18 protein-coding genes are annotated in these 20,918 nt (G+C 49.5%); 8 read left to right on the top strand and 10 right to left on the bottom strand.

The genetic code is table 11. From position 1 onward, the window contains the following. The first annotated feature begins 335 nt into the window (after positions 1-335). From HY879_26525 to HY879_26490, 8 genes are all read left to right on the top strand, one after another. Complete coding sequence (locus HY879_26525) at positions 336-1,055, top strand: hypothetical protein (GenBank protein MBI5606902.1); 720 nt, start codon at positions 336-338, stop codon at positions 1,053-1,055. A gap of 78 nt (positions 1,056-1,133) precedes the next feature. After that, the gene (locus tag HY879_26520) at positions 1,134-1,952 is read left to right on the top strand and encodes a hypothetical protein (protein ID MBI5606901.1); all 819 of its coding nucleotides are present in this window, start codon (positions 1,134-1,136) and stop codon (positions 1,950-1,952) included. A gap of 32 nt (positions 1,953-1,984) precedes the next feature. Beyond that, complete coding sequence (locus HY879_26515; GenBank protein MBI5606900.1) at positions 1,985-2,851, top strand: transposase; 867 nt, start codon at positions 1,985-1,987, stop codon at positions 2,849-2,851. Positions 2,852-4,136: 1,285 nt separating this feature from the next. Beyond that, complete coding sequence (locus HY879_26510; protein ID MBI5606899.1) at positions 4,137-4,466, top strand: thioredoxin family protein; 330 nt, start codon at positions 4,137-4,139, stop codon at positions 4,464-4,466. 71 nt (positions 4,467-4,537) lie between these two features. After that, the gene (locus HY879_26505) at positions 4,538-5,050 is read left to right on the top strand and encodes a hypothetical protein (protein MBI5606898.1); all 513 of its coding nucleotides are present in this window, start codon (positions 4,538-4,540) and stop codon (positions 5,048-5,050) included. A 163-nt stretch (positions 5,051-5,213) separates the two neighbouring features. Next, positions 5,214-7,139: a hypothetical protein gene (locus HY879_26500; protein ID MBI5606897.1), complete on the top strand. Its 1,926-nt coding sequence runs from the start codon at positions 5,214-5,216 to the stop codon at positions 7,137-7,139. A gap of 242 nt (positions 7,140-7,381) precedes the next feature. Continuing rightward, positions 7,382-7,798 (top strand): DUF3795 domain-containing protein, encoded by a 417-nt coding sequence (locus HY879_26495; GenBank protein MBI5606896.1) that lies wholly within the window; start codon positions 7,382-7,384, stop codon positions 7,796-7,798. A gap of 87 nt (positions 7,799-7,885) precedes the next feature. Next, positions 7,886-8,677, top strand: a complete 792-nt coding sequence (locus tag HY879_26490; GenBank protein ID MBI5606895.1) for an enoyl-CoA hydratase/isomerase family protein — start codon at positions 7,886-7,888, stop codon at positions 8,675-8,677. A gap of 47 nt (positions 8,678-8,724) precedes the next feature. On the opposite strand, the gene HY879_26485 is transcribed toward HY879_26490, so the two are convergent. The 10 genes from HY879_26485 to HY879_26440 all read right to left on the bottom strand — a co-directional run bounded on the left by HY879_26485 (position 8,725) and on the right by HY879_26440 (position 20,665). Then, positions 8,725-9,966 (bottom strand): Tm-1-like ATP-binding domain-containing protein, encoded by a 1,242-nt coding sequence (locus HY879_26485; protein ID MBI5606894.1) that lies wholly within the window; start codon positions 9,964-9,966, stop codon positions 8,725-8,727. A 3-nt stretch (positions 9,967-9,969) separates the two neighbouring features. Further along, the gene (locus tag HY879_26480) at positions 9,970-10,566 is read right to left on the bottom strand and encodes a hypothetical protein (GenBank protein ID MBI5606893.1); all 597 of its coding nucleotides are present in this window, start codon (positions 10,564-10,566) and stop codon (positions 9,970-9,972) included. A gap of 27 nt (positions 10,567-10,593) precedes the next feature. Beyond that, positions 10,594-12,258 (bottom strand): AMP-binding protein, encoded by a 1,665-nt coding sequence (locus tag HY879_26475; GenBank protein ID MBI5606892.1) that lies wholly within the window; start codon positions 12,256-12,258, stop codon positions 10,594-10,596. Positions 12,259-12,298: 40 nt separating this feature from the next. Further along, positions 12,299-13,699 carry a phenylphosphate carboxylase subunit beta gene (gene ppcB, locus HY879_26470; protein MBI5606891.1) on the bottom strand — a complete coding sequence of 467 codons (1,401 nt, stop codon included), beginning with the start codon at positions 13,697-13,699 and terminating at the stop codon, positions 12,299-12,301. Between the two features lie 351 nt (positions 13,700-14,050). Beyond that, a complete protein-coding gene (locus HY879_26465) occupies positions 14,051-14,998 on the bottom strand; it encodes a LysR family transcriptional regulator (GenBank protein ID MBI5606890.1) in 948 nt (315 codons plus the stop codon). 28 nt (positions 14,999-15,026) lie between these two features. Next, the gene (locus HY879_26460) at positions 15,027-15,746 is read right to left on the bottom strand and encodes an HAD-IA family hydrolase (protein ID MBI5606889.1); all 720 of its coding nucleotides are present in this window, start codon (positions 15,744-15,746) and stop codon (positions 15,027-15,029) included. Positions 15,747-16,172: 426 nt separating this feature from the next. Next, positions 16,173-16,793, bottom strand: a complete 621-nt coding sequence (locus HY879_26455; protein ID MBI5606888.1) for a hypothetical protein — start codon at positions 16,791-16,793, stop codon at positions 16,173-16,175. A gap of 136 nt (positions 16,794-16,929) precedes the next feature. Then, positions 16,930-18,069, bottom strand: a complete 1,140-nt coding sequence (locus tag HY879_26450) for a PEP/pyruvate-binding domain-containing protein (GenBank protein ID MBI5606887.1) — start codon at positions 18,067-18,069, stop codon at positions 16,930-16,932. 44 nt (positions 18,070-18,113) lie between these two features. Beyond that, the gene (locus HY879_26445; protein ID MBI5606886.1) at positions 18,114-19,958 is read right to left on the bottom strand and encodes a PEP-utilizing enzyme, mobile region; all 1,845 of its coding nucleotides are present in this window, start codon (positions 19,956-19,958) and stop codon (positions 18,114-18,116) included. 62 nt (positions 19,959-20,020) lie between these two features. Then, positions 20,021-20,665, bottom strand: coding sequence for a hypothetical protein (locus HY879_26440; GenBank protein MBI5606885.1), 645 nt, complete (start codon positions 20,663-20,665; stop codon positions 20,021-20,023). Between the last annotated feature and the right edge of the window lie 253 nt (positions 20,666-20,918).

The raw sequence follows: 20,918 nt of genomic DNA, 5'->3' as shown, positions 1-20,918 counted from the left end.
GTGATTCTAAAAGGTTTGGGAAAAGCCCTGGACCCCGGCTTTCGCCGGGGTGACGGCTACGCGGGTTTTGGTTTTTGTTTGTGAGCCCCTTTGAGGGGCTTAAATATTCAAGCCTCCGGCTTTGCCGGAGGTCGTCTGACTTCTAACTGCCAACGGGTCAACCTGACCGGAAGATGCTCTGTTTATCCCCATCGTTGCGGGGGCTGGCAGGTTAACCTTAACATTGGCGGCAACTGCGTCGTCGCCAATACGGCATTTCCGCTGTCGGTGGCATGTCCCTAGTTGGCGCCGCCACAGCGGCGCCAACTAGGCCATTGGCGAGCAAATAAATTGATATGTTAAAAATAATTCCTGCAGAAACAGTATTGAATACATATCAGCGGATTGAGGATTCGCTTTATCGTGTCCTTCAGTATGTTCCATATTGCGAAAACCATAAACAAGTTTGGTCTGATTATCTTGTAACAGTCATTTTAGAAGCATGTAGTCTTCTTGACTCCTTATGGCGTGCTCAATCTTGGCCATCATTATGTGTACAAAAGGGCAAAAAAAGGAATGATCTTACAATGCTCGATTATTTCAAATATTATGGTGAATATATGGAGCCGAAGTGGGTAGTTTTTTGGGCCGAAGAACCTTTAAAGAAATATCCATTCAAAGGATGGTCAAAAACGGGAAAATATATAACGAGAGATGACCAGGACTTTCTTGATTGGTGGACAGCCTACAACAGACTTAAACATGATCGTTTGCAAAACAGAACAGAAGCAACTTTACATAAAGCGGTTAGAGCCGTTAGCGCCCTTTTTTTGGCAATACTAAGATGCGAGGATTGTCGTACTGCAATTTTACAAGCTGGCTGGCTCACCGGTGAACGCGATAGGCCAGAGTGTTACTTAGGTGAGGACTCGCCAAGCGACAAAGAGGCTTTTGCAGCAGCAGAGACAAAGCTTTTCACATATGCAGTTGGGTGGGGCAAAGAGCCTGTGCCAAAGAGAAAAGAATGGTCTGGCCCTGCTAGTGACAGATTTATTCGGTGGTTTTATCAAGAATGAAAGAATCGCCAACCAGTCAATCCAGCGGATCGGCTAAAATCGGGCCTCCCGCTGATTTTCTTGTTATGAAAGGTAATTATGCCTACAATTCCTAAACAAGTAAAATCTCGTTTTAAAAATTATTTGGCCAACGCCCAAAACAAAATTATAATCGCAGAAAAACAATTTATAGAATCAAATGGAAAACTATTAAATGCATTTAAATATATAGCCTGTAATATTTTTGGGTTTAATGAACAAACAGAATTAACAGATTTGTCAATCCCCGGAGCAAAATATTACTATTTGGGTGTAAAAAATGGAAATGAAATCAAATATTTTATAGAAATAGTCCCTCCCAAAATGAATTTTAAGGATGATCCCTTTATTAAAACAAGCGATTTTGCAATACATAATAATATTGAAAGATTTGTCAGAACAAACGGCACAGTTTGGGAAATATATAGAAATAGGTGTGTGCAATCTAATGAATATGGACAAGAACAAATAAAAGAATGTACTTTTAATTTGCTTGACCTAAATCTTAAAAATGACGATTACTTGACAGATTTATTTGTTCTTTGTAAAGAATACCCCAATAAAGAAATTATTACTGATTTGTATAACAGAAATCAGTGGTTGGGTTATCTAAATGAAGATAAAAGTTCTATTGATTATATGATTCTTTTGCGTTTATCTCTGTATGAGGGTAATTCTGAAAAAGTTCATGTTCCACTTTTTAATGTAACATATTGGTCAGATCAGCCTTTACTTGCTCGGCAAAATGCAGAAAAGTCCATCGATAAATATTTGAAAGATAGATATGGAAGAGAATTTGATAATGAACACAAGTTTGTAACTGTCGCATCGTATGAAGAAAAAGATTATTTAAGGGAAAAAGTTCCTGTATGGTGGTAATAATAAAACGCGGACGTTAAGGGAGAAGGACTATGGAGTTCGTGGCTCTTGATTTCGAGACGGCAAATGCGGATATGTCCTCTATCTGCCAGCTTGGGCTTGTGCACTTCAAGGACGGATCGCTTCAGGAAGAATGGAAGACTTATGTTGATCCAGAGGACTTCTTTCATGAAATCAATGTTTCGATCCACGGGATTGATGAGACCATAGTAAAGGGCGCTCCGAAATTTCAAGATATTGCAAGTCGCATATGCGGCTACCTGGATGGTCGAGTTGCCGTTTGCCACACCCACTTTGACAGAGTGGCGATTCATCAAGCTTGTTTAAAGCATGACCTGCGTGAGCCTACTTGCACTTGGCTCGACTCAGCCCGCGTGGCACGAAGAACATGGGAACAATTCGCTTATCGCGGGTATGGCCTTGCAAATGTGTGCACTGTTATAGGATATCAATTTGCACATCATGATGCTCTTGAGGACGCAAAAGCATCGGCACACATTCTTCTCGCCGCTATTGAAAAGACAGGGATGGATTTGAATAAATGGCTACGGCGCGTAGAAAAAAGTATCGGCTTTCCATATCGGTCTGGTAATGTTGTCCGAGATGGCAATCCTGAGGGTGCTCTTTATGGTGAAACACTGGTTTTCACAGGAGCTCTCAGTATTCCACGATGGATGGCTTCTGAAATGGCCGCGAAGACCGGTTGCGCGGTTGCCGCTGGGGTTAACGCGAAGACTACAATTCTTGTCGTAGGAGATCAAGATGTTAAGAAACTTGCGGACCATGAGAAAAGCTCGAAACACAGGAAGGCAGAGCAACTGATTCGAAAAGGTCAATCGGTGCGTATTTTAATGGAAGGTGACTTTAAGAAATTGGTAGACTTTGCTTGTCTGCCCTGAAGGCTGAAAATGGGATTATAGGCGTTGCCCCTGTCGGGCCATGTCCCGGCTGACGTCGCCGTAGCGGCACCAACCAGGCTATTGGACATTGATGTCACTCGCTTGTAAGGCTCTTCTGCCCCGCAAGATTCGTGCCACGGATCAACGCCGCATTAGGGGCGGATAAAGGAATAAAAGTGGGGTTTTGCACCTATTGTGGTAAACCTGAGCCGAAGACAGCGGACCACATTCCGCCGACATGCCTTTTTCCGTCGCCCCGGCCTTCGGATCTCGTCACCGTGCCAAGTTGCCTCGACTGCAACAAAGGCGCGTCCAGGGACGATGAGTACTTTCGAATGATGCTGGTGATGCGGCGCGACGTCACGCATCCGGCCATACCGAAGCTTCTGGACGCAGTTCACCGAGGACTCGGAAAGCCTCGGAAGCGAGGCATGCTTCACGGACTGCTTCGAAGCATGAGGGCCGTGTCCGTGAAAACGCCTACTGGTCTCTATGTCGGTCGCGCTGAGGCGTACGATGTAGATTTGGAGCGCCTTGGCCGAGTTGCTGACCGAATCGTCAAAGGGCTGTACTTCAAGGAATTCGGTACGCGCCTGCCGAGTACCCACGAGGTTTGCTCATTTGCAGAGTCCGGTCTCACAGGGATCGATTCAGATATACGCTCAACTATCGGCCAAACCGTGGCGAGGCTTGTGTCGAAGTCGCCAAAGGTCATCGGGGAGGGGGTGTTTGAATATTGGTTTCAGGCTACGCCAGAGGACCCGGCAACAACCGCTTGGCTGATGCGCTTTTATGCCGTTGAGTCGTTTCTTTGCATTACCGCGCCTCACAGCGGGAGGCCCGCTGCTAATAGCGGGGAGTCGGGCCACGCGAACTATTTGATATAATGAATGTCATTGTTAATTTTGTCCTCTAAAAATGGTCTATATTGCGTTTTTAAGGGCAAAAAGGTGGCTTTTCGGAAAAACGTATGGCAAGAGCAAAGCGACATTTTATTCCCCACCAGATCTGGCATATCACCCATCGAGGGGTAGCATTGGGTCCGGCCCCAACTAAAAACCAACACAACCAAATCCAACAAATAAAAAAAGAAATTCTTTCTGTATCGTTAATAAATCTGGTGAAATTTTGTTTGCAAGAGAGAACACCCCCTGTGTTTTCCCATTTCCGAATTAAAGGAAACTCCATTAAATTTGCCGAATATTAAAAAGTATGGTATTTTTTTTCAGGCGAAGGACCTGAGCAAACCGTTCGAACCGGCCTCCGGAGGAAAGGGGATTTTGGAATGGTTAAAGAAATTGGAGATGTTGCTTTTGAAAAAGAAGTTGTCGGAAACGAAGAGCCCGTTCTTTTATTGATTTATGCCCCCTGGTGCGGGGACTGCAGACGGATCATGCCTGTTATAAATGATTGCTCGGAATTGCCGGAGTTTAAGCAGGTTTGTTTTCGGCAAATGGATGTCGATAAAAATCCGCAGACCAAAAAGAATCTGAATGTTGAGCGGTATCCGACCCTGTATCTGTTCAAGAATGGTCGGAAGGTGGCGGAACGGACAGCCGAAGTGCCGGCTGAAGAACAAAAGGCGATAATTCAATCCATTTTGGGGGGTTGTTGAACAGGGACGGCGAACGCATTTCCCTGGTAAGGGACCGGTTCGTCGGCAAGGATCGCTGAAGGAGGGGTCGAGTGAAGAACGACCGTGAACGCTTGCGCGAGTCCTATCGGCCAGAACGGGTTCGCGTCCTCTTCGTAGGGGAGGCCCCGCCTGCTTCGGGGGCATTCTTCTATCGAAGGGATTCGGGGCTCTACCGGGCGCTCTCGACCACCTTCGAGGAGGCCTTCCCCCGGCTCCGGGGCCGCGATTTCCTGGCAGTCTTTTGCGACCTCGGGTGTTATCTGGTGGACCTGTGCGGGCGTCCGGTGGATCGTCTCGAGCCCCGGGAGCGCAAGAAGGTGCGCCGGATGGGTGAGGCGAGGCTTGCGGAAACAGTGCGCCGGCTGCGCCCACTCGCGATCGTCGTGTTGCTCCGTTCGATCAATGAGAATAGCGCACGGGCGGAGGGGGTCGCAGCTTGGAGCGGGGTGCGCATCGTGGTCCCCTATCCCGGGCGTTGGGTGCGCTGGCGCGACGAGTTCAGGGAGATCCTGGTGCCGGTGCTCCGCCGCTGGAAGCGGGATGAAACTCTCGGCAGGATGTGATTACGTGTCAGCCACAGGCGCGTTGCAGACGGTTTAACCTTTTCCGGACCCAACCTTTCTCTGGGGTACCGGCGTGGGAATTGAATTTCGCTTAAGGGTGGACATTTAGGTTACTCTAAGCCCGAAGGGCATTGAGAAAAAATAGAAAGGAGAAACAAAACCAATGACAGGAATGATAGGATGGTTCGTCTTATATTTGGTCGTTTTTATTGCTCTGCTCCTTATCCTTCGCGGTTTTTGTTTGATTGGGGCCAATCAAGTCGGCATCCTTACTAAGAACATGTTTGGCAAAAAAATGCCTGAAGGACAAATAATCGCCCGTCATGGGGAAATCGGGGTTCAGGCGAGCACTTTGATGCCCGGGCTCTATTGGAGGCTGCCCATAGTCTGGTCATTTACCAAAGTTCCAGTAGTGACGGTGGATATTGCCAGTATCGGTATCGTCGAATCCATTGACGGCGAGCCGCTCCCTAAAGGTAGAGTGTTAGCCGACGAAGTCGAGTGTAATCAATTTCAAGACGCGGAGATGTTCTTAGCCAACCATGGGAAGAAGGGACCGCAGGTTGGAATTCTACGTCCAGGCACCTACCGGATCAATTCCAGGCTGTTCAATATTACCAAAGCTCCCGCGGTAAAAGTAGCTGAGAATACCATCGGTATCGCCGTTGCTAAAGATGGCATTCCCCTGCCGACTGGCTATGTCATCGCCCCGAAGGCTCTAAATGATGACGGTACCGAAGCAGACCACAAAGCTTATCAAAATGGGCAGCTCTTTATCGATAGCAAAGGATACCGGGGGCCACAGTTGGATACCCTGCAACCGGGAATATATTACATCAATCCGGACTTATTTGATATTAAAGTTGAAAGTGTAGCCGAGGTCCTTCCAGGTTATGTGGCAGTAATCAGGTCCAACGTGGGGTTGGAGTTGGAGAGGACACCCGAAGGGCCTGATCGACCTACCGGTGAAGGAAAATTCAGTGGTCCGATCCATGAAGATGTTGAGAAAATACTGATAACCGATAAATACACTCGCGGCATCTGGAGAGAGCCGATAGCACCTGGGAAATACAATCTGAATGCCATTGCTTTTTCCGCTTATCAAGTGCCTACTTCCGCCGTTACCATCGATTGGGCAACCGAGGGAAGAATCGGGACAGAGGTCAAGGGAGTTAAACCAACGGAGGCTAAGGCCGCGGGGGTCCTGTACAGTTTTGACCCCTTGAAGGTGACTTCTAAAGACGGCTTTCAACTGGAAGTCAATGTTCGCATGGTGATTCGAATTCAACCCGGCAATGCAGCCTACATCATAGCCAGATTCGGGTCCGTGGCCAATCTGATCGATCAAATCGTCCATCCGCTGATCGATTCCTCTTTCAGGAATAAAGCCGGCGAGAAGAAAGCGATTGACTTTTTCCAAAGCCGGACGGACTTACAGACCGAGGCACTGGCCCACGCCAAGGAGAGATTTTCCGAGTACAACGTTGAGGCCCAAAACCTACTCATTGCCTATATCGATATACCTAAGGATTTGCTGGACACTCAAACCAAGAAGGAGATCGCCAATCAGCAGCAAGCCCAGTATGACCAGGAGGCGCTGGCTCAAGAAAAACGCATCGCGGTCATGGAAAAATCCTCCCGGGCTGATAAGCAGAAAGATGTTATTGATGCCAAATTATCTATAGACATCAATAATGATAGGGCCGAAGCCAAAGTTAAGGAAGCTGACGGCAATAGACGCTCCGTGATTCTTCAAGCTCAAGGTACTAAGGAATCCACAATTCTGGTAGCTCAAGGTACCAAAGAATCCACCATACTGGTGGCTGACGGTAATTCTTACAAAAGTAAGATCGAGGGCGACGGGATTGCCGCTGCTTACAATGCTCAGAAGGAGGCTATTGGTCAGCAGAATGTAGCGATAATCAAACTTATTCAGGAGATAGCGGCCGGTAAGATTCAGATTGTGCCCCAGGTCCTGGTTGGGAGTGGAGAGGCCTCAACGAGCGGAAACCTTTTCAATGCCTGGTTATCGCAAATGATTTCCCAAAACGTACCGAAGAATGAGGGGAAAGAGATAAAGAACGATTGAATAATAAATAAGCACTAAAATTAGTGCTCTAATGACTAATTATGCTTTTAATGTAATATTTATAATGCGTTATTATTTGATATTGTTTTTAGGATGAGGTAGTCTGGTCGCCGGTAGAATCCAGCAGGTTCAAACGAAGAGGCGATCCATGAATTTTCAGGACCCATCGTTTGGGGCTAAGAATTTAAATGTATCGGATAATCTAAGATCAGAGAAGCTATCGACACTGAAAAGGAGACGTTATGGATTATTTACAGATGACCGCACCTTGCGGATTGGATTGTTTCAATTGCCCGGTTTATATCGCCCAGGAAAATCCGGATCTACGGCAAAAGATCGCCGGGAATTTGGGAATCGCCGAGGAAAAGGCCGTTTGTCAGGGATGCCGTGCGCATAATGGGACGATTCCCTTTCTAAACATGGTCGAACCCTGTCAGGTTTATCGATGCATTGACAAGAAAGGTCTTGATTTTTGCGGGGACTGTTCCGATTTCCCCTGCGACCACCTCCATCCCTATGCAGACCGGGCCTCGCAGGTCCCGCACAATACCAAGGTTTTTAATTTGTGTTTGATCAAGAAAATGGGGGTGGAATCCTGGGGGAAAACCAAAGCCAAGAGCGTTAAAGACACGTACTTTAAGGGAAAGTTCAAGTTGTAGAAGTTTGGAATCCAGAATCCAGGAGCCGGAATTCAGAATAAACCCGCAATCCATAATTGACTTCTCGTCGAAGAAGGGGAAATGTATATGGAATTAAAGGCTTACAACACTTTTTTGTTCGAAGAGATAGAACCACAAGTAGGGCTTATCACCTTGAACCGGCCGGAAAAACTGAATGCCATGAATAGGGAGATGGTCGAGGAATTGGATGAGCTGTTCACGATGTTAGCGAAGGACGATTCCCTGAGGGTTGTTATCCTTACCGGTCAGGGACGTGGGTTTTGTTCCGGTGCTGACCTGAGCGAGGCCGGTAGCAACAGCGCTGCCGTATCCAATCCGGAATCGTTTCTCCGACTGGTCCAGGAAAGGTATGCCGGTCTCATTTCGGGCCTCCGGAATATCCCCCAGCCGGTGATCGCCGCGGTGAACGGACCGGCTGCCGGAGGGGGAATGGCCCTGGCCCTGGGGGCCGATATTCGCCTGGCCTCGCCGGAGGCCTATTTCGTAGCCTCCTTTATCAATATCGGTCTTTCCGGTGGGGAGATGGGGTCTTCTTATCTGCTTCCCCGGTTGATCGGCCTCTCCCGGGCGTCAGAAATTCTCCTGACCGGTCGAAAAGTCCTGGCCCATGAAGCCGAGCGAATGGGTTTGGTCAGTAAAGTAGTGGACCACGAAAAATTGGTCCAAGAGGCCTTGATCTATGCCCGGATGATGATCAATAAGAGTGTCGGCGGTCTGAAGCTGACTAAAAAGGTTTTGGATCATAACCTGGAGACCGCTTCTTTGGCCTCGGCCCTTGAAGTGGAAAACCGGAACCAGGTGCTCATGATCTTCTCCGGAGCTTTCCATGATCGTATAGAGTCTTTTTCGAAAAAATAGCCAAAGATTCCAGGAAGAATCATAGCCCGGAAAGTCGAAGACCTTTCCTATAGATCAGGAGTCTGAGATGGCCTTTGTGTAAAGAGGCTTAAGGCCTCCCTGGAAACGGCCTCGGCGAATAGCGGGTCCTCCAGATTGGCATCAACCTCGATGATCCCGATTTCCGGGTTCAGCCTGCGACGGAGTTCCTCGGAAAATAGGCGGTCTTCTTCGGGATCATAGGTGGGAGTTCCCGGCCTATCCACCGATGACCAGCCTTGCAGCGGGATCATGATCTTGACAGGCCCTTTGGCGGAATTCAGTTTTTCCGCAAAGACTCCGGCAACCTGCCGCAGTTCATCCGGTGAAAGACGTAACCAGGTTCGAAAACCGTCCAGGTTGTATTTACGCCGCTCATGGTATTCCGGTTTATATTTGGACTTGGCCGGCGTCATATGGTTCACGCTGCAGGTCGAAACGATCTGGGGGATGCCTTTCCTTCCGGCCGCTTCCAATCGATGCGGCCCGGCATCCCGCATAAAACCGAAAAGATGCTCCCCCACTCCCCCGGGCGTGAGATCAATGACGCCCTGAAAGAAACCCTGTGCAATCATATCTTCCATGGCCCGGTCCCCGACCCCGGTGGCGGTAAGGCCGATGACCTGGAAACCTTCTTTTTCAAGAGCCGCTTTCACCGCTGCAGCGCACCGTTCAGAAGGGCTGAGCATGGTCATGGCGATGGCCTTGCTTTTATTGGATACCGGCAGTGTGACCACCCCCTGGACCATTCCCGCCAGGGCACAGGCGGCCCGGTCCAGGATGTTTTTCAGGATATCCGAAAGGCCGAATATTTCTATGACCGAATGAAAAAGAACCAAATCGGAGGTTTTGATGTACTTGGTAGAAAGACCGGGAATGGACGCCGTACAGGAAACCATGACCTTGGGAATCCCGAAGGGAAGAGAATGCATAATTTCTGTGGCCATCAGAGATCCGCTGGAGCCTCCGATAGCAATGGTACCATCGATTTTACCCTTTTCGAACCGCTCCAGGACAAGACGTTTAGCCCCCTTGAGCATGATCCTGGTAACCGCCTCCCGATCGCAGGAGTTGTGTATTTCCTCTAAGCTGCTTCTGCCGGCTTGCGCTATCTGGCCCGGAGTGATATCCGCCCTGGAAGGTTTTCCCCCCCGCATGGCCATATCCATGATATGTGGATTAAGCCCCAGGGACCGGATCTTCTCCTGCAAATACCTGACCTCTTCTTCCTTGGTATCCAGGGTGGCCATAATCAGGATATTTTTGTCCATAATCTAACCTTCAATAAAGTCCACGAATTTTTCCAACCCTTGGGAGAAGCATCGCTCTATTTCCAGGATATAATCGTCGGCATAGCCTTCCGGCCAGATCCAGGCCCCGGTTTTTGGGTCGATTTCCGGAAATTTCATGGGATCGCCGATATTCGGATGCGGGCAGTCAGGGCCAAAGATATACTCCTTCAAGACCCCTATCTCAGCCGAAGTCTTAGCCTGCAGGCCGAGTATTTCGTTTTTTAAGACCCTGTCCATGGCCAGGACCAGATCGGCCTTCCTGAGCATTCTTTTGGTCAGTTCTCTGGAATGGTATAGGGAAACATCTATGCCCTTCCCGGCCAGGTACTTGGCGGCATAGATGTTGGGGCTTTTCCCGAAATAAGGGGCCACAAAAGTGACCCCGAGTTTTCGGGCCTGCTCCAGGTAGGCCTTGGGGAAGATACCCGCCGAACCGATATCCACCTTCTCTGAGAGTTGAGGACATTTCATTTCCAGTTTCCGGCCAAGCAGGTTTTCAGCGATTAAACTTCTTTCCCGATTGCCGCAACAGACGAAGAGGATATTTTTTTTCTTTCGGGTCTCAGATTTGACAGACATGATTACAACTCGGCCTCCGCCAAGAGATCATTGGATCTGGCCTTCCTGTTTAAGCTTTTCCGTAACGATCTTAACCATGGCCTTGTTGTCGATCTTGCCGCTTTCCCCCACGAGAGGCAGGGCTTCCAATACCTCCAGCCTTTCGGGGAGCTTAAAAGGGGCGATTTTTTTGGTCTTCAAAAAATCGATCATCTCCGCGAAACTGAGATGTTCACCCTTCTTGAGCGTCACGAAGGCACAAGCCTTCTCGCCCATGGTCGGGTCGGGCATAGGCACAACGGCCACATTGGTTACCTTGGGACTGGTCAGAAGATAATCCTCGATTTCTTTGGGATAGATATTCTGTCCGCCGCGGATGATGATATTCTTTTTTCTGCCCATGATTTTCAAGTAGCCGTCTTCGGCCAGGGTGACCAGATCCCCCGGTGTGGCAAACCCATCCTTATCAAAGGCTTCAGTCATGGTCTTCTCGATATCCTTATAGTATCCGATAGAGTTCCCTGGGCCTTTGAACCAGAGTGTTCCCACGCCTCCCGGCTCAACCTGTTTTCCGGAGTCGTCCAGAATCTTTATATCAATCCCCGGGTGTAATCGGCCGACCGTGGTGTATCTCTGCTCCTCAGAAGCGGTTATTGGCACCCCCGAAATGGAACCCGTATCCTGGGTGCCGTAGGTTCCGAGGATAGGGCAGCCGAAGGTCTCTTCCGCTTTTTTTGCCAGAGGGGGAGGGAGATAACCTCCGGCCGTCTTGATGATGCGCAAAGAAGAAAGATCATACTTGTCCACAGGCAATTCCAGAAGCCCTGCCAATTGGGTCGGGACCAGGGCGATGAGGGTGACCTTTTCTTTTTCCATAAAGGCCAGGGTCTCTTCGCCGGTGAACTGATATTCCAAGGCAATCTTCGCCCCGGCCACCGGGGCCGTTACATAGGTTGGTGTACCCCCGGTTGCCCCGGCAATGGGGGCGATAGCCAGGACGCAATCTTCGGGACCCAGTTCCCAGTTCCTGATGTGGGCCTTGGCGGTCCATATGTCCCGGGCCGCAATCCGGTGTTCAATGAGCTTGGGAAGCCCGGTGGTTCCGGTCGTCGTCACCAGGAACCCTACTTCTTCCACGGCATCCATTTTTCTGGACACCAGGTCGAGGGGATCGTATTTCTGTTCGTAAGGATAATCCATGATTTTTTGCAGGGAGATGCAGTCCTTTGGTACATCCTGGCCGACCACAATAATATGCTTCAGGTTCGGTAATTCCCGCTGAAGGTCCTTGGCCATCTCATAATGGTCGAATTTCCGGTATTCTCTGGGGATTACAATCCCCGTGGCCTCCGTTTTCGTGGCAATATCCAGGATCTCCGCCTGGCGAAAGGTGGTCATTTCCGGAATGGCAATGACGCCCGCTTTTTGGCAGGCCAGACGCACCAGGACCTGCTCCACACAATTAGGCAGTTGGACCATCAGTTTGTCATCCCGTTTCAACTGCACCTCATTAACCAGGGCATAGGCAATCCGGTCAATCCTGTCCGTCGCCTCTTTCCAGGTCAGCCGGCCTCCGGCTGAATCCACCAGGGCAACTTTGTCAGGCCACTTTCTGGCATTTTTTTCCCAGTGATCAGAAAGAATCGATTTATCCCAATAGCCCTCTTTCAGATATCTTTCAATTTCTGCCGCATCATAACGTACAGGTTTCATATTAACGCACCTCTTTCCTCATGGGGAACACGTTGTTGTTTTAAAACCCGAGTTCTGACCATCGACCCTGAACCCGCTTGACCATATCCGAATCCAGGACGATGGGAATCGGTTTTTCCTTCCAATCATAAGGAATGGTGGCATCGAGCAGGAGCCTGCCGGTGATCCACCTCTGATCAATAGGGAGAGACGGGTCCAGGGGTGTGGACCTTCCCCGTTTGATGACCTGGGATCGGTTCGGCTGAAACCGGAAGGCCAGGGCATACATGACCCGGGGGATATCCCAGGGATCGATGTCATCATCGACCACGATGACGGTCTTGAGACCGTAGGCCCCCATCTCCGTGGAGATGGCCGCCGTCAGGATTTGGTCGGCATGTCCCGGATACATCTGCTTCACGGAAATGATAGCGAGAAAGCGTCCGGCAGCTTCAGGAGGACAATAAACCGCTTTGAGGCCGGGGATTTTCATGTCCACGAGCTGCTGCCAGAGGGAAGCACCATAGGCCAGGGCCAGGGCCATATGAGAATCGGTCACGGCCCGGCCGACGGTGGTGGACATGAAGATGGGATTGTTCCGGTGGGTCACACAATTGACCTTGATAAAATTTCTGGGGTCGGTGCCGACGCCGGAATAATAACCGGTATATTCCCCGAAAGGACCTTCGGGCATAAAGGCCTCGGCATCCACTTCGCCCTCAACGACAATCTCGGCCGTGGCCGGAACGATCAGGTCATTGGTCTCGCACTGGACCACCTCGATGGGCTCATTCCTTATGGAGCCGGCCAGATCGTATTCAGACACAAAAGCGGAGAGTCTGGCCCCACCCATGATGAACAAAAGAGGATCGCAGCCCACGACCACCGCTACGGGCATAGGCTTTTTCATGGCCTGGTATTTCTTGAGCATGATATCGGAATGTTTCCCTTTGATAAACTGGGTGCCCAGGATGTTTTTCCCCAGCAACTGAAGCCGGTAGGTTCCCAGGTTGACCCAACCGGAGTCCGGGTCTTTGGTGACCACAAAGTGAGCCGTGCCGAAGAATCGGCCGCCGTCCCGGGGATAGAACTTAGGCGCCGGGAATTTGAAGAGGTCCACGGCATCGCCGGTCATCTTGTTCTCTTTACAGGGGCCGGAATCCACAAGTTTCGGCGGGATCCCTTTTTTCCCCTTCTCAACCCACTGTTCCATGAGCTGGACCAGGGTGGAGTCCGGAGGCATACCCATGATGATGGCCAGTCTTTCCGTAGTGGTGCAGGTGCTCATCAGGAGGGGCGAACTATATCCCTTAATGTTCTCAAACAACAGGGCCGGCCCCTTGTTTTCTTCATTCAGCTTGGCGATATGGGAGGCTTCAAGATCCCAATCCACTTCAGCCTTGATCCGATGCAGAATCCCTCTTTCCTCACACTTGGCGATAAATTCTCTCAGGTCTTTCATTTTAATAGCCTCCTTAAATTAAAATATGATTTCTGAATGATTCATTTTACCCATTTTGTCAATTTCATAATTTTTATGGAACTCATAAGGAATAGTTATGGATGGGTTGTTTATTGAAGATAATGTTTGGGGATCAGGGGGCAGGGATCGGGGGCCGGGGGAAAATCATATATCTTCCGCTGTCCTCCGAACTTGAAACTTGCATCTTGAAATATTTTTTGTGTTACCACGGAAGAGGAAAACGTGTTTCTCCGAACTCCGAACTTCCTTTTGGTTTTAAACCCTCATACCTCAGAAAGCATCACGGTTTTTTTGCCGGCCCCCGGCCCCCGGCCCCTGCCCCCTGACCTTTCAGCGGGAGGGGACAGCCATCCTGTTAATCAAACACTCTATATTCTGAAGGGGGGACTCTTCCAAAGATAAGCCTTTCAGGAGTTCGAGAAAGGCTTGGGCCGGCGTTGAGAGATGCTGGGTTCTCAAATAGGCGAGGTTGACATCCGAGTGAATTTGGCAGTCTTTTATGGGAACGGTGACCAGTTTCCCTTCTTCAAGTTCTTTTAAGATTCCTGATTTTACCAAAAAAGAGATCCCCGCCCCACGAATGACCAGTTGTTTGATGAAGTCGGTATTGGTTGTTTCCATGGAAATATTGGGGACAATCCCCTTTTGGGCCAAAGCTTCATCCAAGGCTTTCCGGGTGCCGGAACCCCTCTCCTTGATGATGATCGGTTCCTGAGCGATTTCAGCTAACGTCACGGATCTCTTTTTGGCGAGGGCATGATCCGGAGGCATGAGAACCAAAATATCCTCCCGGCAAAAGGGGACATAACAGATCTGGGGATTGTCTTCAATTTTAGCGATGATGGCAATCTCGTTTTGAAAATCCAGGAGGCTGTTGGCCATTTCGAGAGAACTGCCTTCATTGAGGTGGATCTTGATGTGGGGGTAAGATTGTCTGAATCTGGTGATAAAAATGGGCATGTAGGTCCGGGCATAGGTTTTGGTGGTTCCCAATTTCAATACGCCGGTCTTTAAGGCCCGCATATCCTCGATGATATCTTCGATTTCTTTCTCATATTCAAAAATTTGATTGGCATATTGATATAGTTTTTTCCCTTCATCGGTCAGATAGATCTTTCGCCCCCTTTTTTTAAACAGCCGGAGATTGCAGGAATCTTCGAAGGCCTTCACTTGAGCCGTGACCGCCGGTTGGGTGATGAAAAGCTTTTTGGCGGCAACCGTGCAACTCTGATATTTGGCTGCCTGGTAGAAGATCCTAAGCTGGTTAAAATTGATCATGCCTGTCACCTCAGGAGAATTTCTGGAGTCAAGGGATGATCCGGGAAAGGAGAGGCGGCAATTGACCGAGGTGGTCTATATCGAGATCGGCCGGGAATCGGGCCATGTCTTCAGGTGAATCTTCCCCTCCACGAAGGTAAACGGCCAACATACCGGCGGCCCGGGCCGCCTGGACGTCATTTCTGGAATCCCCGATAAATACGATCTGTGCCGGAACGACCTGGAGCGTTTCGGCGGCTTTGATCAGTCCCTCGGGGTGGGGCTTGATGTGTTTTACGTCATTACGGGATATCACCACCTCTAAGCGACCCGAAAGATCCAGCCGGTCCATGGCCTTTCGGAGGGCCTGCGTGCCTATATTGCTTACTATGCCCATTCGAAATCCCTGCTTTCCGAGCATTTCAAGACCATCCAGCGTATCAGGGTAAAGATTCCAGCGGGACAAGGCGTCGGCGTCGTATCGGTCGTAAATGGTGCTTATAATGGCCAAAGCCGGGGAAGCTTCGTCCTGGACCTCCCCCTTCCGGATAAGATCAAAAGTGTGGTTGTAAATATGGGCATAACTTGGATTGGCTCCGTACCACTCTTTTTTGAAGCCGGCCTTCATGAGTGCCGATAAACATTCATGGACTGCCGGTACCAGTTGCCACTGAAAATCTACCAGAGTTCCTTCGAAATCGAAAAATATTTCCTTTACCCCCAGGGTTTTTTGACTACTATCCCTGTCGGACTTCTTTAGACCATTCATAATGGAACCTCTTGCGAATGTTTAAATTTGGTTAAAATAGGTCAGGCATCCTGCCTGACAAGAGTCGGATCGGCCGAAGGCCGATTGTGTTGAAACCATTAAACAGTCAGCCCCGCCCGGGCGGGGCTGACCTATTGGGTTATAGTTTTGCATAATTTAGATTTTTGAAAGAACCTTAATGGTTATCTCTATTTCGGACCTATCATAGGAAGATAGGGACCTGGTGTCAAGAAAAAGAAGGCATTCTCTCTAAACCCTCATGCCACTTGGGGGGCGCCACGAAGCCTGAAATTGGGTTTCAACGAGTAAAGAGTAACAAGTAACGAGCAACTATTGAAGATCTTGGGATGGGGAGAAGAAAAGGGGAACGGCGGGTATTCCCTGCCGTTCCCCTGGTTTTCCGAGAGGGTCAAAAATTAAGGTAACTTATTTGAAAACGGGTTTACCTAAAGGCAGTACGGGCCTTTGGAAATGCTCGGCCAATAATATGCCCCCGGCAGAATAGATGCAGAATAAACCGAATAGTAATTCCAGATAACCCGCGAGATGGCCTAATCCGGAAATAATGTATCCGTTGGGACCGATAGGGGCCCCCTGGTAGGAATAAATGCCCTCAAGCAGAAAAACCACACCAACCTCAGCGATTCCCAGCATCAAAAACCAACTCATACGCCCGAAGCCGATGGCAAAGATCTCGGTGATAATAAACAGGGTAATCCAAAAGAAGGCCATAATCTGCGGGGTGAAGGCCCCGGGTGCGGGTGCGGCAAAAATCTGGATCCATAAGGTAAAGGCCGCCCCCAGGGTAATGGTCGTTCCAAAAAGGCCGCAAATGGTGCCCAACAGAACTTCCCCTCTTTTAAAGGCGATGATTCCGCCGATCAGTTGTGGGAGAAAGCAGGAGATCAGCACCCCCACCATAAGAGGAGCGGAACTGGCCGGAATAAAGCCGGCACGAAATCCCCCTAAACAGGCAATTAACACGGCCACGGACAAAATGGCAAACGGTGCGGCATTGGCCCATCCTTGATTCTGTTCTTGTGACATTTGTTTTCTCCTTTTTTTAGTTGTACAGGTTGACATTTTAAAGCACAGCATCGACTGCTGGTTTTCCAACATCTCTCTTCTGCAAGGGGTTCGACTTTTCATCAATGGACTTAGCGACGCAGGGGAGCATCGTGAGTCATTTCAGCCTGACTCCGGTGATGAGTTGGTTAATAACCCGATCCATGGCATCCTTCTTTTTCTCTATTTTGGGTTTAATCTCTTTCTTAGACCAGACCGACTCGGGTCGGACTTGAAGAATGATGACATTTTCAGGAAAAGAAAGATCGGCATCTATGGCAAATTCGATGTCGTAGGGTTTGCCATAATACCGGTCAATGGCCTTTGAAATCCGGCAAATTTCTTTGAGTTCCTCTTTGTCAATGGAGAGCCGGCTACGGGCCTCCTGGGGAACATTTACCGTTTTAATCGTGCTTCCCGTTTCTTCATAAACGCACTGCACCTCCTTTTCTCCCAATTTGGATCGAATGGGTTCTAACGTGACTTTGTCTACCAGAAAATTGTCGGGAGTGACCAGGCCGCTGACGACTGCCTCTCCCAGACCATAACTGACATCCACCGAAATCTTGGAACGGTCCCCGTTCAACGGATTCAAGGTGAAGACAATCCCGGATACCCGGGAGTTGACCATCTTGGGAACGCCTACGCCGATGTTGAGGATAAAACCCAGGCCCTTGTTCATACGATAAGTGATGGCTTCCACAAAATAGGCACTGGCCCAGGTTTTTTTGATATAGTGCAGGAGATCCTCCTGCCCCCGGATATTCAGGAAGGTTTCCATCTGGCCGGGCATGGAAATGGCACCACTCGATCTGGTAGCCACCGGAACGTTTTCAACCCCGGCCAGGTCGCACAGTTTCTGATATTCCCGAAACAATTCATCGGTAATGATGGATGGAACGGAGGCCTCCTCAATGAGGTTCACCGCAAAGGCGCTGGCCTTGAGGCTGTTTTCATAGGTGACCCGGCCAAGATCCTTTAAATAGTTTTCCAATGCGGATTTGATGCCCATACTGGTAATAAAAAGATCATTGGCATAAATGGTCAGGGCGAATCCGGGGCTGGTTCGAATGCCGGCCCTGATCATCTCTCCCAAATTGGCATTTTTTTTCCCAACCAGATTGAAGTCCTTTCCCTCCAATTCATCATACCAGAGGATAATGCTTTTTTCCTTTTCAGTCATCGTGACTTCCCCCAAATCTACGTGAGCTTTGTGATCAGCGGTTAAAAGGACTTGTTCCCGGCGATCATTAAACACTCTAACTCCCGGCTCCGGGATTCCAGTATTTCATATAGTTTTAGTTAGGCCCTTTTAAGTATTTTCACCACGCCGCTATCCCCATCGATGCGAATCAGATCACCTGTCTTGATAAAGGAGGTCGCCCGCCCGGTTCCGACCACGGTCGGCAGGGCATATTCACGACAGATAATGGCCGCATGACACATGGATCCGCCGACATCCGTAACCGCGCCCTTGATCTTGGTGAAGGCCGGGGCCCAGCTTGGGGAAGTCGTCGTGGCTACCAGGATCTCCCCTTCCTGCAATTCGGCCAGCACTTCCACGGAGCGGATAACCCGGGCCGGGCCTTCTACAACGCCGGAAGAACCAGGGGCCCCCAACAGTTCATCAGTTTCCCCGCCGCCGGCTGCCGCTTCAACACCCTGGAGCCATTTTTTTAAGACGTCGGTCGTAATGCCCCACAACATGATCGAAAAGGGTTCGGTGACCACCTCCGGGGGGACGCCCAGAGCCGGCGGCGGGGTCCATTGCTTGAATTTCTCCATAACCCCTTTACGCCAGGCGATCTCCCGAGGCCAGTAGGAAGATCCTCGCGGTCTTATTCCGGTGGCCCAACTGGTCACATGATCCCAAAGGGCCTCCCGTATCTCTCCTCGTTTCAGGTACCAGATATCTTCTTTGTCCTCAATGAAGCCGACGCCATGGAGGATATCCGCTACCTGCCGCATTTTGTTCCAAAAAACGCTGTGGAACCAGTTCTCCACATAAAAAATGTGGTTTTCGGCATAGGGAAATACCCGCCGGGCAATGGAAAGGGTCTGGTCGAAGGCCTCACGGTCCTCCTCGGTTTGAATCAGGCCCCGGTATTCTTCGACCAGCTTGTCCCGCTCCTCGACCAATCTTTCGGTAGGCCGGTCGATAACCTTTCCGGCCTTCAAGGCCTTAATATGCATCCGGATGGCATCGAAAGGAATATCCAGGTTGTCGTTCCATGAGGCATCATGGTGATACCAGCCCGTGCCGGTGGAGATATGGAACCAAGGATACCGCGCCTTTTCCAGCTCGGAAAGCCAGTACTTTCCCGGAGTCGTCTTCTCTAATTCTTTCATGCACCCGGCGGCGTTAAGAGGCTTCAGAATCACCTGGTCCACATCGTTTTCAATGGCCAGTTTGGCCAGTTTGATGAGTTCGGCGTTCGGCCTCATGATCATGGCATCAATGCCTGAAACCATTTTGGTCACGGTCCCCATGGGGGTATTGGGAAAAATTTGGTCCACCGTATTGGTAAAGGTGAGAAAGGCGGCGTAGCAGAGATTGAGCATCTCAAAATGGTATTGCCAACATTTAAAGCCCATGCCGATGAGGTGGTCATATTGGTTCATCAGATGATAGCCGCTGCTGGTTCCCCTCTTTTCGAAGACCATTGATTCATCTTCTATCTCGGGAAGGGGGCGGAAGGAAACGGCTTCGAGCTCATTCAAGAGACCCTTCATCCGGGCCTCCCATTCCACGTAAAGCGTATCCCAGTTATCATAATAGTATCCGGCCCGCTTCATGAAAACAGGTACCCGGGCCTCGATCTCTTTGGGATCGGCGATACCGATGGGGGTAATAAAGACGTAGCCGTTGACGATCCGGTGCTCGATACCCTTGGCCGGAGGAACCAGGAAGGTCCGCGTATTATTCTGGGAGAGGGCCAGAAACCAGGCTTCATCCCAGAGGAGGTCAAAAGGGGGATGGGGCTCGGGGTAGTGCAGGCCGTCATAATACCAGAGCTGACTGCTTTCATGTTCGGCCCGAAGGGGATCCTCCCGGGAGAATTGATAGTGGTAGGGATACATCCTCTCCCAACCCTCGGTCCCGGGGATCGTTTCCACATCATGAGGGTCCATAAATTTTGAAGCCATGTTGTTTTCCTCCTTTTCGGTAAAAAGGTTAACGTTTATGGATTTCCTTAAAGGTCATACTCCTAAAGCCTGTACCACCTTGGTTCTTCAAATCGTTCAGTCGTTCTCATAATGCGGCTCTTAAAGTTGAGCACATAATTCAGACGAAGTTTTCTGGTAATTCTTTTAAAGTCTTCGTTGTCCAACATACGTCCGATATCGATAGGGCTCTTAAAGGTAAATTCCGTGACTATTTCACTGAACCCGCCGATCACCACATTCCATCCCCCGGTGACCTCCAGATAGTCGATTTTCTGCAGAGCGGGAAGGTGTTCATTCATGACAAAATCCGCATATTCCTTTTTCTTTCCCGGGATAAGATCATAGTATTGGTTGTATTTCCAAACCCCTTTTTGTATTTCATAACCTTCATGTTTCACCCGGCCGGTAGGTTCAAGGATCTTACTCTGATAATTGATGACATATTTTTTGAGTTCCAGGAGAGATTCTTTAAACGGCGTTCCCGCCATAACGCGGTAGAGTTCATCTAAAGAATTTGTTTTCCTGATGCCGACAATCCTGGGTCCAAAACCGACTTCCACATAGAACCCGCCAACGGCTGGAAGTCCCATCCGGTCACATTGTGGAATATAGTCGGCAATGAATTTTTCAAAGTCATCCTCTTTTCCCGGAAAAATATCAAAATCTTGCGTGAATAGAATGGTCATGGTTCAGCCCTCCTTTTTGGATCAAGCTTTAGTTTATCGGCAAGCGTCTCCCTCCCCGCAATCCCATAGATGCCGGGGCAGGCTATTATGCAAAGAAACAATTCAGTAACGGTTCTTAAGAGCCGAGGTTCGGATTACAAAATCTTATTAACTGCAATAGTAAGGCTATAAACAGTGATTCAGATATATGTTATCATTACAACCCTGAGAAAATAGAGGTGACGGGATTTGGTCATAAACAGAGGGAAAGTTG

This window comes from Deltaproteobacteria bacterium (assembly GCA_016219225.1).
Lineage (GTDB): Bacteria > Desulfobacterota > RBG-13-43-22 > RBG-13-43-22 > RBG-13-43-22 > RBG-13-43-22.
This window is presented reverse-complemented; position numbering and strand designations above follow the sequence as displayed.